Source organism: Kineococcus haloalkalitolerans (genome assembly GCF_050871905.1).
In the GTDB taxonomy this organism is placed as follows: Bacteria; Actinomycetota; Actinomycetes; order Actinomycetales; family Kineococcaceae; genus Kineococcus.
The window spans coordinates 12,842-25,875 of the sequence record NZ_JBJLSH010000011.1 but is presented as its reverse complement, the minus strand read 5'-3'; the positions used below and the strand labels follow the sequence as shown (position 1 = coordinate 25,875).

General features: G+C 75.0%; 12 protein-coding genes and 2 pseudogenes. 9 read left to right on the top strand and 5 right to left on the bottom strand.

What is annotated here, in order from left to right; translation table 11 throughout:
- Positions 1 to 2: 2 nt before the first annotated feature.
- Positions 3 to 608, bottom strand: coding sequence for a TetR/AcrR family transcriptional regulator (locus tag ACRYMY_RS06490; RefSeq protein ID WP_432546449.1), 606 nt, complete (start codon positions 606 to 608; stop codon positions 3 to 5).
- Positions 609 to 698: 90 nt separating this feature from the next.
- Here ACRYMY_RS06490 and pcrA point away from each other — a divergent pair, with 90 nt between their 5' ends.
- Positions 699 to 3,044, top strand: coding sequence for a DNA helicase PcrA (pcrA, locus tag ACRYMY_RS06485; RefSeq protein ID WP_432546448.1), 2,346 nt, complete (start codon positions 699 to 701; stop codon positions 3,042 to 3,044).
- A gap of 33 nt (positions 3,045 to 3,077) precedes the next feature.
- Here pcrA and ACRYMY_RS06480 read toward each other — a convergent pair whose 3' ends face one another.
- A complete protein-coding gene (locus ACRYMY_RS06480) occupies positions 3,078 to 4,679 on the bottom strand; it encodes a diguanylate cyclase domain-containing protein (protein WP_432546447.1) in 1,602 nt (533 codons plus the stop codon).
- 347 nt (positions 4,680 to 5,026) lie between these two features.
- Here ACRYMY_RS06480 and ACRYMY_RS06475 point away from each other — a divergent pair.
- The 6 genes and pseudogenes from ACRYMY_RS06475 to ACRYMY_RS06450 form a co-directional block, all read left to right on the top strand.
- A pseudogene (locus ACRYMY_RS06475) lies at positions 5,027 to 5,161 on the top strand (hypothetical protein); the annotation flags it as partial.
- A 192-nt stretch (positions 5,162 to 5,353) separates the two neighbouring features.
- Positions 5,354 to 5,799, top strand: a pseudogene (gene arr, locus ACRYMY_RS06470) (NAD(+)--rifampin ADP-ribosyltransferase).
- Between the two features lie 240 nt (positions 5,800 to 6,039).
- Positions 6,040 to 6,258, top strand: a complete 219-nt coding sequence (locus ACRYMY_RS06465) for a ribbon-helix-helix domain-containing protein (protein ID WP_432546446.1) — start codon at positions 6,040 to 6,042, stop codon at positions 6,256 to 6,258.
- Positions 6,255 to 6,605 carry a type II toxin-antitoxin system PemK/MazF family toxin gene (locus tag ACRYMY_RS06460; RefSeq protein WP_432546501.1) on the top strand — a complete coding sequence of 117 codons (351 nt, stop codon included), beginning with the start codon at positions 6,255 to 6,257 and terminating at the stop codon, positions 6,603 to 6,605. Before ACRYMY_RS06465 ends, ACRYMY_RS06460 begins: the two co-directional genes overlap by 4 nt.
- Positions 6,606 to 7,215: 610 nt before the next feature.
- Positions 7,216 to 7,668: a hypothetical protein gene (locus ACRYMY_RS06455; protein WP_432546445.1), complete on the top strand. Its 453-nt coding sequence runs from the start codon at positions 7,216 to 7,218 to the stop codon at positions 7,666 to 7,668.
- On the top strand, positions 7,665 to 8,024 hold the full coding sequence (locus ACRYMY_RS06450; protein ID WP_432546444.1) for a hypothetical protein: 360 nt from the start codon (positions 7,665 to 7,667) through the stop codon (positions 8,022 to 8,024). Before ACRYMY_RS06455 ends, ACRYMY_RS06450 begins: the two co-directional genes overlap by 4 nt.
- Positions 8,025 to 8,167: 143 nt before the next feature.
- On the opposite strand, the gene ACRYMY_RS06445 is transcribed toward ACRYMY_RS06450, so the two are convergent.
- The 3 genes from ACRYMY_RS06445 to ACRYMY_RS06435 all read right to left on the bottom strand — a co-directional run bounded on the left by ACRYMY_RS06445 (position 8,168) and on the right by ACRYMY_RS06435 (position 10,256).
- Positions 8,168 to 8,545 (bottom strand): hypothetical protein, encoded by a 378-nt coding sequence (locus ACRYMY_RS06445; RefSeq protein ID WP_432546443.1) that lies wholly within the window; start codon positions 8,543 to 8,545, stop codon positions 8,168 to 8,170.
- Positions 8,546 to 8,556: 11 nt separating this feature from the next.
- Positions 8,557 to 8,901 (bottom strand): hypothetical protein, encoded by a 345-nt coding sequence (locus ACRYMY_RS06440; protein ID WP_432546442.1) that lies wholly within the window; start codon positions 8,899 to 8,901, stop codon positions 8,557 to 8,559.
- Positions 8,902 to 8,972: 71 nt separating this feature from the next.
- Positions 8,973 to 10,256: a multidrug effflux MFS transporter gene (locus ACRYMY_RS06435; RefSeq protein WP_432546441.1), complete on the bottom strand. Its 1,284-nt coding sequence runs from the start codon at positions 10,254 to 10,256 to the stop codon at positions 8,973 to 8,975.
- Between the two features lie 150 nt (positions 10,257 to 10,406).
- Here ACRYMY_RS06435 and ACRYMY_RS06430 point away from each other — a divergent pair, with 150 nt between their 5' ends.
- Together ACRYMY_RS06430 and ACRYMY_RS06425 are read left to right on the top strand one after the other, a co-directional pair.
- Positions 10,407 to 11,864: a phosphotransferase family protein gene (locus tag ACRYMY_RS06430; RefSeq protein ID WP_432546440.1), complete on the top strand. Its 1,458-nt coding sequence runs from the start codon at positions 10,407 to 10,409 to the stop codon at positions 11,862 to 11,864.
- A 286-nt stretch (positions 11,865 to 12,150) separates the two neighbouring features.
- Complete coding sequence (locus ACRYMY_RS06425) at positions 12,151 to 12,966, top strand: aminoglycoside 6-adenylyltransferase (protein WP_432546439.1); 816 nt, start codon at positions 12,151 to 12,153, stop codon at positions 12,964 to 12,966.
- Positions 12,967 to 13,034: the final 68 nt, after the last annotated feature.

Genomic DNA, 13,034 nt, shown 5'->3' with positions numbered 1-13,034 from the left:
CCTCAGCGGTGCGCGGGGTTCTGGTGGTGGTCGTGGGGGGTGGGCTCGGGGTGGCCGAGCGCTCCGCAGGCGGCGCGCACGAGCGCGGGGCGCACCCCACCGCCCGCGCCGCGGCAGGCCAGCGCGGCGACCGCGAGCCCGCCGAGGGCGGCGACCAGGCGCACGGCGCGCTCGTCGGGCGCACCGCCGCCGGGCGGGTCGAGGTCGGTGCCGAACACCTGCCCGAGCACCCCGGCGACGTCGTCGAGGGGGTGCGGGGGCGGGCCCTCGCCCTCGGCGCTGAGCGAGGCCAGCAGCAGGGCGATGAACCCGGGCCGGTCCAGGGCCGTGCGGGCGAGCAGGTCCAGCGCGGCGCGGTCGCGCGCGGGGCCGGGCGGGGTGTCCGCCACCGCGTCGCGCACCTGCACCACCTGGGCGGTGCAGCGGTCGACGACGGCGGCGCGCAGCGCCTCCTTGGTGGGGAAGCGGTGCAGCAGACCGGTCTTGGAGTAGCCGACGGCGTCGGCGATGCGCTGCACGGACGTCTGGTCGACGCCGTGCCGGGCGAACAGCTCGGCGGCGCGGTCGACGATCTCGTCGTCGATCTCCTGGCGGGTGGGTCGGACCACGTCCGGAGGCTACAGGACCGTTCCGGTCCATGATGGACCGGAACGGTCCGGGGTCGACCTGTCGGAGCAGCGACCTACGCTGGTCCCACGATGAGCACACTCTTCGACGACCTGCCCCTCGGCGGCCCGGGAGCCGGCGGCTCCACCGGCCCGACCCCCGCCGACGGGCGTGACGGCCCGGGTGAGCGCCGCCGTCCCGGTGCCGACCCCGCGGCCCTGCTGGCCGGCCTGAACCCCCAGCAGCGCGAGGCCGTCGTGCACAGCGGGTCCCCGCTGCTCATCGTCGCGGGCGCCGGCTCGGGCAAGACCCGCGTGCTGACGCACCGCATCGCGCACCTGCTCGCCGAGCGCGGCGTCACCCCCGGGCAGGTCCTGGCGATCACCTTCACGAACAAGGCCGCCGCCGAGATGCGCGAGCGCGTCGCCGCCCTGGTGGGCGACGTCGTCGGGATGGGCGCGCGCAGCATGTGGGTGTCCACGTTCCACTCCGCGTGCGTGCGGATCCTGCGCCGCGAGGCGCACCACCTCGGGATGCGCACGAGCTTCTCGATCTACGACGCGGCCGACTCCCAGCGGCTCATGGCGATGGTGTGCCGGGAGCTGGACTACGACCCCAAGCGGTACGCGCCGCGCTCGTTCTCGGCGATGGTCTCGAACCTGAAGAACGAGCTGGTCGACGAGGAGACGTACGCCGAGCGCGCCTCGGGCGAGAACGGCAACGACGTCGAGCGCAAGCTGGCCGCCGCCTACCGCGCCTACCAGCAGCGGCTGCGGCAGGCCAACGCCCTGGACTTCGACGACCTGATCATGACGACGGTGCACCTGCTGCAGGCGTTCCCCGACGTCGCCGAGCACTACCACCGCCGCTTCCGGCACGTCCTGGTCGACGAGTACCAGGACACCAACCACGCCCAGTACGTCCTGGTGCGCGAGCTGACGGGCACCGGCGAGGGCCCCGTCCCGCGCGCGGAGCTGACCGTGGTGGGCGACGCGGACCAGTCGATCTACGCCTTCCGCGGCGCGACGATCCGCAACATCACGGAGTTCGAGGAGGACTACCCGGACGCCCGCACGGTCCTGCTGGAGCAGAACTACCGCTCCACGCAGACGATCCTGTCGGCGGCCAACGAGGTCATCGCCGTCAACGAGGACCGCCGGCCGAAGAACCTGTGGACGGCCTCGGGGCAGGGGGAGCGGATCGTCGGCTACGTCGCCGACGACGAGCACGACGAGGCCTCGTTCGTCGCCGAGGAGGTCGACCGCCTCGCCGACGAGGAGGGTGTGCGGCACTCCGACGTCGCGGTGTTCTACCGGACGAACGCGCAGTCGCGCGCCCTGGAGGAGGTGTTCGTCCGCACCGGCCTGCCCTACAAGGTCGTCGGCGGCACCCGCTTCTACGAGCGCCGCGAGGTCAAGGACGCCATCGCCTACCTGCGGCTGCTGGACAACCCCGACGACCTGGTGAACCTGCGCCGGGTGCTGAACGTGCCCAAGCGCGGGATCGGCGAGCGCGCCGAGGCGGCGCTGGCGGTGCTGGCCGAGCGCGAGCGCATCACCTTCGGGCAGGCGCTGGAGCGCGCCGACGAGGCCGTCGGGCTGGCCGCGCGCTCGCTGAAGGCCGTGCAGGGCTTCGCCCAGCTGGTCGCGGACCTGCGCACGCTGGCCGAGTCGGGCGCCGCGCCGGCCACCGTCCTGGAGGCCGTGCTGGAGCAGACCGGCTACCTGGCCGAGCTGCGCGCCAGCGGCGACCCGCAGGACGAGAGCCGCGTGGAGAACCTCGCCGAGCTGGTGGCCGTGGCCGAGGAGTTCGCCGACGAGCAGCCGGAGGGCACGCTGGCGGACTTCCTGGAGAAGGTGTCGCTGGTCGCCGACGCCGACCAGATCCCCGACGCCGACGGTCAGGGCGTGGTGACGCTGATGACCCTGCACACCGCCAAGGGCCTGGAGTTCCCCGTCGTCTTCCTCACCGGCCTGGAGGACGGCACGTTCCCGCACATGCGCTCGCTGGCCGACCCGGACCAGCTGGCCGAGGAGCGCCGCCTGGCGTACGTGGGCCTGACCCGCGCGCGCGAGCGGCTGTACCTGTCGCGCTCGGCGGTGCGCAGCGCGTGGGGCGCCCCGCAGCAGTACCCGGCCAGCCGGTTCCTCGACGACGTCCCGCCCGCGCTCGTGCACTGGAAGCGCGGCGCCTCGACGGGGTTCGGGGTGACCACCCCGCCGGCGGTCTCGCGGATCGCGCAGCGGCCCGGGGTCCGCTCGCCCGGCAACCGGCCGGTGATCAGCCTGTCGCCGGGCGACCGCGTCACCCACGACTCCTTCGGCATGGGCACCGTGGTGCGCGTGGAGGGGGAGGGGGACAAGACCGTCGCCCACATCGACTTCCGCGAGGGGACCAAGCGGCTGCTGCTGCGCTACGCGCCGGTGGAGAAGATCTAGGGGTTCCGCCCGCGCCGCCCCGGCGGTCACCCGTCAGCGGGAGAGCCGGACCCGCCCCCCGAGCGCAGCGGCCGGTGCTCCCGGTGCGGGGTCGTCGTGCTCCCAGGCGGTGGCCACCGCGTCCTTGCCGGTGCTCTTGGCCCGGTACATCGCGGCGTCGGCCGCGCGCGTGAGCTGGGCCGCGCTCAGCCGAGCGGAGGTGCCGTCCACGCCGCCGGCTCCGGTGGCGGCGATGCCGACGCTGGCGCCGATGCGCACGACGGCGTCCTCCAGGAGCACCGGCCGGCGCAGCGCGCGGACGAGGTCCCGGCCCGTCCGGGCGCTGTCCTCGCGGTCGAGGCCGCGCAGGAGGACGGCGAACTCGTCGCCGCCGAGGCGGGCGCAGGTGCTGCCCGCCGGGACCAGCCGGCTCAGGCGCGCCGCGACCTCGACCAGCAGGGCGTCACCGGCGGCGTGGCCGTGCTCGTCGTTGACGGGTTTGAAGTCGTCCAGGTCGACGAAGAGCAGCGAGAGCGTGCCGCGCTCCTCCAGCAGGGCCTCCTCGAGGGCCTCGGCGAAGGCGGTGCGGTTCAGGAGCCCGGTCAGCCCGTCGGTGTGCGCCCGGCGCGCCAGGGCGCGGCGGGTGTCGCTGTTGCGCAGCGCCAGGGCGACCTGGTTCACCAGGGACCGGACGGCCAGCACCGCCTCCTCGGGCACCCGCCCGGGAGCGCCCACGAGCATCCAGCCGCCCTCGGGGTGCGCGGGCATCGGCACCGCCAGCCAGGCGCAGCGCCGCCCCACCAGCGCGTCCAGCGGGGCGGTGTCGCCCGTGGCGCTGTCGTGGCCGGCCGTGGGGCCCACCACCGCGCCGGGCAGCACGTCGGGCAGCTCCGCCGGGGCACCGGCGAACGGGCCGGCGGTGCCCTGCACGAGCAGCGTGCCGTCCGGGCGCGGCAGCACCGCCAGCATCCGCAGGCCGGGGGTCGCCGCGCAGATCTGCGTGCTGGTGGCACCGGCCTGCGCCACGATCCGCTCCGGGTCGTCGAGGGAGAGCATCACCTCTCCCGCCGAGGCCAGTGCGGCGTCGCGCCCGGCGGCCTCCTCGCGGGAGAACAGGCACGCGGCCAGCAGGCGGCCGGTGATGACGACCAGGAACACCACCGGCATGGTGCCGAGGACGGGGCCGATCGCGGCGGGAGCGCCCTGCCCGGCGACGGACGGCCACCACAGCGCGCCGGCGCAGATGCCGGTGCCGTAGACCGCGCAGCGCAGCGCCGCCTGGGTCGTGGAGCCGTACAGGGCCCGGAACCACAGGCCGGGGAAGGCGAAGGAGAACACGGCGGTCGGTTCCGGGCAGGTGGCCCCCACGCACGCCAGGCCGACGGCGTCGAGCACGTCCAGCCAGACCGGGCCGCGGCGCAGGAAGTACCCCGTCAGCCAGGAGCCGATCAGCACCGTCGTGCCGACCGCCGTCAGCGCGGCGGCTCCGGGAACACGCACGGACGCCGGTGCGGGCAGGACCAGCAGCAGCGAGGCGACCGCCGTCACCGCGAAGAGCCAGCGCATGCTCTCCACCGTGGTCGTGGGGCGCGCGAGCCTCGACCCCAGCCGGCGCAGCGGCGACGCCGGCGCAGCACGCAGGTGCCCTCTGCTCATCACCCCTCCTCGCCCGCCCGTCGTGCGCGACCACCTCGAGCGGGTCCGGTGCAGCGGCACCGGGTCCCCGTGGACCGACACGCAGGGTTCGTCCTCCGCCCGGAGGCGCTTGAGCGCTCGTCGGCGCGCACCACCCGGACGCCGCAGCACCGTCACGCGGCCGCGCGGTCCTGCGAGAGTCCTCCGGTGCCCCCTCACGAGGTCCCGACGACCACCCGGGCGGCGCGCCCGCGGGTGCGCGTCGTCCACCTGACCGGCCCGGTCTTCGACGCCCTGGCGGCCGGTGACCTGGTCGCCGCGAACGCCGCCGGCCCCGTCCCGCTGACGCCCGTCTTCGCCGGTCCCGAGTGGCGCGGCGTGTGGCGGATGCGCGGCGAGCAGGTTCGCCGGGACCCCGCCAGCGCCGCCGCGGATTCGCCCGCGCGGCCCTGGAGGCGCTGCTGCGGCGCGCCCGCGACGAACCGGCCGTGCGCACCGTCCGGGCGAGCATCGCCCCCGGCAACACCGCCTCCCGGGACCTGGTGGTCCAGTACGGCTTCACCCCGGTCGGTGAGCAGTGGGACGAGGAGGACGGCTGGGAGGTCGTCTTCGAGGTCAGCGCCGACCCCGCTCCGACGACGGGAGCACCAGCCGTGGCAGCCACGGGCACGGCGGACGCGGCGAGTTCCGCGGCGGTGGTCCCGGACGGCCAGCGGGGTCCCGGCGGGCCGTACTTCCACAGCACCCGCGCCGTGCTGCGGGCCGGTGACGAGGTGGTGCCCGGGCGCCCCCGGACTTCCACCCCGGGCGCGTGATGAACGACGTGTACTTCACCGCGCTGCTGGAGACCGCGGTGTGGGGGGCGGAGCTGGCGGTGGCGCTGGCCGGTCCCGCGGGGGAGGGTGGGGAACGGCGCGGCCACGTGCACCGGGTGGAACCCACGGGGCCCTTCGAGGACGACCCGAACGTCACGGACAAGAGGTTCCCGGGCAACCCCACGGCGTCCTACCGCTCCCGCCACCCGCTGCGCGTCGTGGCCGAGGTGCAGGACTGGCAGGGGCACGAGCCTGAGGCCCTCGCCGCGATGCTCGACGGGCTCTCTCGCCTGCGCGAGCAGGGCCTCGACGTCATCGAGGACTGACCCGGCCGGGCCGGACGCACGAGGAACGACCACCCGCCAGGCGCGGTCCGGTCGTCGCGCACGCAGTTCGTCCCGGTACCGACGGACCGGTGCTGGCGGTGGACCACCGGTCGGGACGGTGCGGTGCTTCGCGGGTGGTCGATCTCCTGACAGGTGGCTGGTCCTGGTGCAGCCACCGTCGTCCGCAATGCACGAGAACTCCTGGTAGTACCGATGTTGCTACCCGGGTAGTATTGTCTCGTGAAGCTCAGCATCAGCCTCTCCGAGGCCGACGTCGCCGCTCTCGACGAGCACGTGCGCGAAGCGGGCCTGCCGTCCCGCTCGGCGGCGGTGCAGCAGGCCGTCCGTGCCCTGACCCGCCAGCGGTTGGAGCAGGACTACGCCGCGGCGTGGGAGGACTGGGAGGGGTCCGAGGACCGCGAGGTCTGGGAAGGCGCCGCAGCGGACGGCCTGCGCTGATGCGGCGCGGGGAGGTCCGCCTGGTCGACCTGGACCCGGTCCGCGGCAGCGAGGCGAACAAGCGCCGCCCCGCGGTCGTGGTCAGCAACGACCAGGCCAACGCGGTCGCCGAACGCCTGGGCCGGGGCGTGGTCACCGTGGTGCCGGTGACCAGCAACACGGCCAGGGTGTTCCCCTTCCAGGTGCTGCTGGCCGCTGAGGACACCGGTCTGCACGTCGAGTCCAAGGCTCAGGCCGAGCAGGTGCGCGCTGTCTCGGTGGACCGCCTCGGGCCGGCGCTGGGGCGGCTGCCGGCGGGAGCGATGGGTGCCCTCGACGAGGCCTTGCGACTGCACCTGGCTCTGTGACGCGGGGCTGGGACAGTCGCGCACCGCGGCGCGAACCCGGCGACCCTGCTGACTCCAGCGGACCGGTGCAGGCGCCGTGGGAGCGGATCCGGGCGTGGCTCCAGGTGCACGCCCCGGCCGTCCGAGGAGCGTCCGTTCCCGAGGCGTGCGCCGTGTCGGCAGCACAGTGCGGCCCCGTGCAGGAAGGCCAGCAGCACGACGACCGAGACCACGACGTCGAAGGTGTCGGGGTCGCCGAGGAGCCGGGAGACGGCCAGTGCCACCTGCAGGCTGATGAGGACCAGGAGCACCCTCCGCAGGCCGCGGGCGGCTCGCAGGGGGTAGTGCGACCGCAACCCGCTCAGGTCAGGGGCACCGCTGTCGCGCTGGCCCTCCACGGCAGCACCTTCTCAGGGACGGGTAGGCGGGAGGGCGTGGAGGTCGTGGAGGTCGTGGCACCACCCGGATGCCGCAGTACCAGCAGCCGCCCTCTCGGAGAGGACCAGTCGTCTCGCCATCACCGTCTCCGCTGTGCGCTACGAGCACCCACGCCGGGTGCACGGCCCGGTGCGCCGGAGTGCTGCGGGTCGGACCGCCCGCGCGGGCGGCGGGCGCCTGGCACCGTGGGCAGGTGAACACCGCCCTGGAGCGTCCGTCGTGGCGCCGCGATCCCGCCGCGCTGACCGTGGTGGGGCTGACCGTGGTGGGGGCGGTGGTGACGCTGGCGCTGCTGGTGCACCTGACCGGCTGGGAGGTGGTGACCGAGAGCGTCGGGGGGCTGGTGTTCGTCCTCGTGACCACCGTGTGGGCGTTGCTGCCCTTCGCCACGGCGGTCGTGGTGGGCGTGAGCGTGCACCGGTACTGGCGCGGGGGGATGGCCGTATCGCTGGCGGGGACCGTGCTCCTGGTGGCGATGAGCGTGTGGATGTCGTGGGACGTGCTGACCTCGGAGTCGTCCACCGCGGTCCTGGCCTTGTTCTTCTTCCCGTTCGTGCAGGCCGCGTGGATGGGGGTGACGACGGCCGCCGCTGTCGGCGTCGCGAAGCTGCGAGGTCGCCGGACGGCGCGGGCGGGAACGGTGTGAGCGGGACGGGTTTCTCGGTCGTGGCGTCCGTGCGCGTGCGGGGCGCCGGCCCGGACCTGCCCGCGGCGCGGGTGGGGCTCGTCGCAGCTCCCGAGCACCTGCTGCCGCGCGACCACGACGAGCTGGACGACGTGGCCGAGTGGCCCCTGCCGGTGAGCCTGGACTTCGTCGGGCCCTCGGGGCAGAGCCGTTGCGCGGTGGCCCGCACGCTCTCGCAGCGGGTGTTCTCGCGGGGTGCGGCTCTGCTGCTGGACAACGCCTCGGGCGGTCCGCCGTGGACACCACGACTGGAGGTGCTGCGTCGGGACCCGGACGACTGGGGGATGCGCTGGCCCTTCGACGGGTGGTGGGTGTGACCGGACCTGACCGGGGACTTCGGTCGGGAGACGATCTTCACCGTGCCGGCGCCGCTGGAGTGGAGCGCCGGCGGCAGCGTCCACCGGGGCGAGGTGGTGCTGACGCTGGTCGTGCGCAGGTGCTGACGGAACCGGTGGGGTCCTCAGTACTGGTGCAGGACGGTAGCGGTGGGCTCGCAGCCGGCCCAGTCGACCTCGTCCAGGGTGGCTTGGGAGGAGGGCTCCGGCAGCGCGCCACCGCCGACGACGGTCTCGCCCACCCGCGCCAGCAGGCGTCCGCGGCCGTCGTGGACCTCACCGGCCGCTGGGTGGTGGGTGACGCCCTCGGGCCAGACGACGAGCATGTCCTCCGACAGCAGGCAGTGCGCCGGGGCGGGTGCGTCCGGGACGACCAGGGTGATCGTGGAGATGTTCGCCGGGGCGGTGTCGCCGCCGGCGCGGTCGGTGACGAGGGGCACCTGCTCGCCCCGGCCGCAGGCAGCTGCGCTCAGCACCACCGCGGCGCACACCAGTGCCCGCACCGCTCGCCCGCTCAGTCCTGATCCGGCGGCACGACCGCCCGGGTGCCGCAGGTCCCCGGTGGCCCCACGGGCAGGTCGGCATCGGGGTCGGCCGGGCTCAGCTGCTCCAGCAGCGTGGGCCCCGGCGCGTCGAGGTCCACCAGGGCCGCTCGACGTTCGGCCGGGGTGGCGTCGGGCCAGCGGCGCAGAAAGTGCGCCCGCCAGCGCCGCAGGCGGTCCTCCTCCCCGTGGGGGACGTCGTCCTCCTCGCGCCAGGTGGAGATGGCCGTGCGGGAGCGCAGGCCCAGCAACCGGCTGATGTCCCCCTCGGACAGGTGCACGTCACGGATCAGCTCGTCCAGCGCCTCGGTGCCCACGGGTGCGAGGGTGGCACCGGCGCGCACCTCTCCGCACCCGTGATCGACGTGCTCGACACCGGTGACGCCCCTCAGTGGGCGGCGACGACAGCGGTGGACGCCGCGGACCCGCCGTCCTCCACCAGCCGCCACGGCCGCACGAGCAGCACCAGCACGGCGGCGCCCAGCGCGAGGGCCGCGACGACGACCACGCCCATGGCGCGCGCGTCGTTGCCGAGCACACCCACCAGGGGGGAGACCAGCGCGCCGACGCCGAACTGGACCGCCCCCAGCAGCGCCGCGGCCGAACCGGCCGCCTCACCGTGGCGCGAGAGGGCCAGCGCCGGTGCGTTCGGCAGGGCCAGGCCGGCGGAGAACAGGACCGCCCACAGCGGCAGCGCCACCCCGAGCAGCCCGCCGGTGCTCGTGACGGCGAGCACCAGGAGCACCACCCCGGCGAGCAGGCCCGTGAGGACGCTGGCCAGCAGCACCTGGGCGGGGGTGGAGCGGCGCAGGACCAGCGGGTTGAGCTGGGTGGCCCCGATCAGCCAGACGGCCCCGGCGCCGAAGAGGAGCCCGAACTGCTGCTGGTCCAGGCCGAACTGGCCCTGGTAGACGAAGGGGGCGCCGGCCACGTAGCTGAACAGGGCCGCCATCGACAGCCCCGCCACCAGGACCAGTCCCAGGTAGGTGCGGTCGCGCAGCAGGCCGCGGTAGGTCGTGAGGGTGGCGCCCAGGCGCAGCGGGGAGCGGGCCTCCGGCGGCAGGGTCTCGCGCAGCGCCCGCCCGCCCACGGCCAGCAGGAGCACCCCGTAGACGGCGAGCAGGACGAAGATCCCGCGCCAGGAGGTGAACCGCAGCACCTCGCCGCCGATGGTCGGGGCGAGCACGGGCGCGGCGCCGATCACCAGGAACAACCGGGAGAGCATGGTCGCCGCAGCGCGGCCGGTGTAGAGGTCGCGCACGATCGCCAGGGCGATGACGGCGCCGGCCGCGGTGCCCACGCCCTGCAGCACGCGCAGCGCGCCGAGGACGGCGATGTTCGGGGCCAGCACCACGAGCAGCGAGGCGAGCACGTGCAGGGCGGTCCCGGCCAGCAGCGGTCGGCGCCGGCCGAGGGCGTCGGAGAGCGGGCCGATCACCAGCTGCCCCAGCGCCAGCCCGACGAGGGTGCCGGTGAGGGTCAGCTGCACCGCGGCCTCGGTGGTCTCCAGATCGGTGACGATCGTCGGCAGGGCCGGCAGGTACATGTCGATCGTCAGCGGCCCGACGGCGACGAAACCGCCGAGCACGAGGACGGTGCGTCCCGTGCTGCGGGGCGAGCGCTCCGGGGAGGTGGTACCGGTCGTGGGCGCGAGGTGCGCGTCTGAGGTCATGTCGGGTCTTCCGTCGCGGGGCTGGGTCGGCCGGGCACAGGAAGCCCACGGCTCCTCGTCCACGCGGCGACGGCGACAACCAGCGCAGGAGGTCGATCTGTTCCACGCCGCCGCGCTGCGGCCCGACGCCGGTCTCGGCACGGGGGTGCCGTGAGCGCGTCTCCTCCGAGCGGGCCTCGACGACCGTCGGGCCGTGGACGGCCGGTGACCCCGCCTGCGACGGTGGTGGGCGTGCCGCTCACCGCCCGGGAGGCAGCGGTCCGGGCCCTCGAGGTCCACGCACCGCACCTGCAGCAGGGGGACGTCACCCCGCTCGGGTCGGGTGTGGACCACACGGCCTTCCGCTGCGGTGACGTCGTCGTCCGGGTGGCCGGCGCACGCAGCGCTCGGCGCGAGGCGCAGCCGCTCACCGTGCTGGGGCCCCGGTCGTCCGTCCCGGTGCCCGCTCCGCTCCTCGCCGACGAGGAGCTCGGCGTGCTGGCCCACCCGCTGCTGCTCGGGAGGCCGTTGCTGGGCCGCACGCCCCCGGCCGGTGCGGCCGGGCGGCTGGGTGCCTTCCTCACCGAGCTGCACTCCGTCGAGCCGTCGGCGGTCGCCGACCTCGTCGAGGAGGAGCCCGCCGATCCGCGCGAGTGGCTGGCGGACCTGTCCGGCCCCGAGCAGCTGCTCGCCGTGGTCCACGCGCAGGTGCCGGCGCCGGGGGACCGGCACGTGCTGGCCCACGCGGACCTGGGGGCCGAGCACCTGCTGGAGGACGGCGGCGCCCTGACCGGTGTCCTGGACTGGTCCGACGCCGCCGTCACCGATCCGGCCGTGGACTTCGCCCGGCTGTACCGCGACTTCGGGCCCCGCTTCCTGCGCGAGGTCCTCGACGCCTACCGCCTGCCACCGCCCGGTGCTGCTGCGGTGGCGCGCACCGAGTCCTCCGCGCGCTGCGCGGCTCTGGAGGACCTCGCCTTCGCCGGCGCGAGCGGCCGCCGGGAGCACGCCGACGCGGTCCGCACCAGCGCGGAGCGGCTCTGCCCCGGTAGCCGGCTCGACAGACGTCGCCTGGCGTGCGGGAGCACGACACCGGCCGACTCGGGGAGACCACCCGACCCGGGACCAGCGGCCCGTCGCCGGTGGCGAGACGGAGTCGGGCTGCGGTGCCTGCGGACGGTGGCTGCCCAGCGGAACAGGACACGCCGTCACCTCCGGTGCGCGGCCGTGTGCGCTGCGGGTGCGGGAGTCGGCCGTCCGGGCACCTCGGGGGCGAGTGAGGGCCAGTGGCCGCGGCAGCAGGCAGGGTGGGGCGGTGACCTCGTTCTCCGCGGGTGCCGACCGGCCGGCGCCCCGCGGCTCCAGCAGCTCCCGCCGGTCCGGACGCGCTGCGGCCTGGACGGTGGCGGTGACGCTGCTGGGTGCGCTCAGCGGGTACCTGTTCGCCGCCCCGGAGCGCACCAGCGCCGCGGTACCGGTGTGGACGGCCGCCAGTGCCTGCCTCGGTCTGGCGCTGGGCTGGCCGCGGGCTACCTGGTGCTGGTCAACGCGGTCGTCGTGGCGGTGGTGGAGGGGCGTCAGCACCGCCGCGGCACTGTTGCCGGGCAGGCCCGCGCGCCTGGACGCTGAGGTCCGCGGCCACGGTGGAGGACCTCGGCGGATCCCTTGACGGACGGCGTGGCTGCCGCGCTGGGGGAGGGGCCGTCACCCGAGCGGTGTCGCTGTCCGTCTGACCGTGCTCCACGAGGGCCCACCCCGTCGACATCGGGGGAGGCGCACCTGCCGCACCCTGTGAGCCATCGCGAATGCGACCGTCTGTGAGGCAGCGGCTGCGCCCGGACGGGCGGGATGACCGTGACGTCGGCCAAGGCTCGATCTCGCGGCGCTGTTGCAGGCTCTGCCACCGTCCAGGGCCGTGGACCACGACGCCGTGATCGACACCTCGACCTCCTGGAGCCAGCAGCAGGACGACGTCCGTGCCCTGCTGTTGACCGGGTCGGCCGCCAACGGGCAGACGCACCCGCTGTCCGATCGCGACCTGGAGGTCTACGTCCAGGACCCAGCGCCGCTGCTGAACGATGACTCCTGGTGGGACCAGCTCGGGCAGGTCCTCGTCGTGGAACGCCTGGACGCTGCGGGCTGGTTTCCTTCCCGGGTCGTCCACTACGCCGGCGGCAAGCTCGACCTCACCGTCATCCCCGCCGAGCAGATCACCTCCATCCCGCGGGACCGTCCCTCCCGGGTCCTGATCGACAAGGACGCACGCGCGCAGGCCCTGTCCCTGACCCCCTCGACGTCACCCCTGCCCAGCGCTGATGACTTCGAGCAGGCGCTGCACCGGGGTTGCGCGGCGGCGTTGATGTGCGCCGAGGCAGCGGTGCGCGGTGAGCTGTGGATGGCCGAGATCCGAGACGAGAACCTCGAGGCGCAGTCGCTGCTGCTGATCGAGTGGGACCACCGCTCTCGCTGTGGCACGGAGGTCGACGTCCGCTACCTGGGCACTCGGATGCGGCAGTGGATGGATCAGGACGTCCAAGACGCCCTCGACGACTGCTGGGGACACTTCGATGCGGTGGACACCGCGGCGGCACTGCGGGCCAGCGTGGCGCTGTTCGCGCGACTGGCGACCCGCCTGGCCGACCAGCTGACTCCACCCGCCTTCGACCACGGGCGGATGCGCGCCGAGACCGAGGGCATCTTGGCGGTGCGTCCTGAGCTCGCCGAGAGCTGAGCGGTGGTCCGGTCCCACAGCGTCGCCCTGCGCATGACCGCGGCGTCGCCCGGGAGGGCGGCACGACC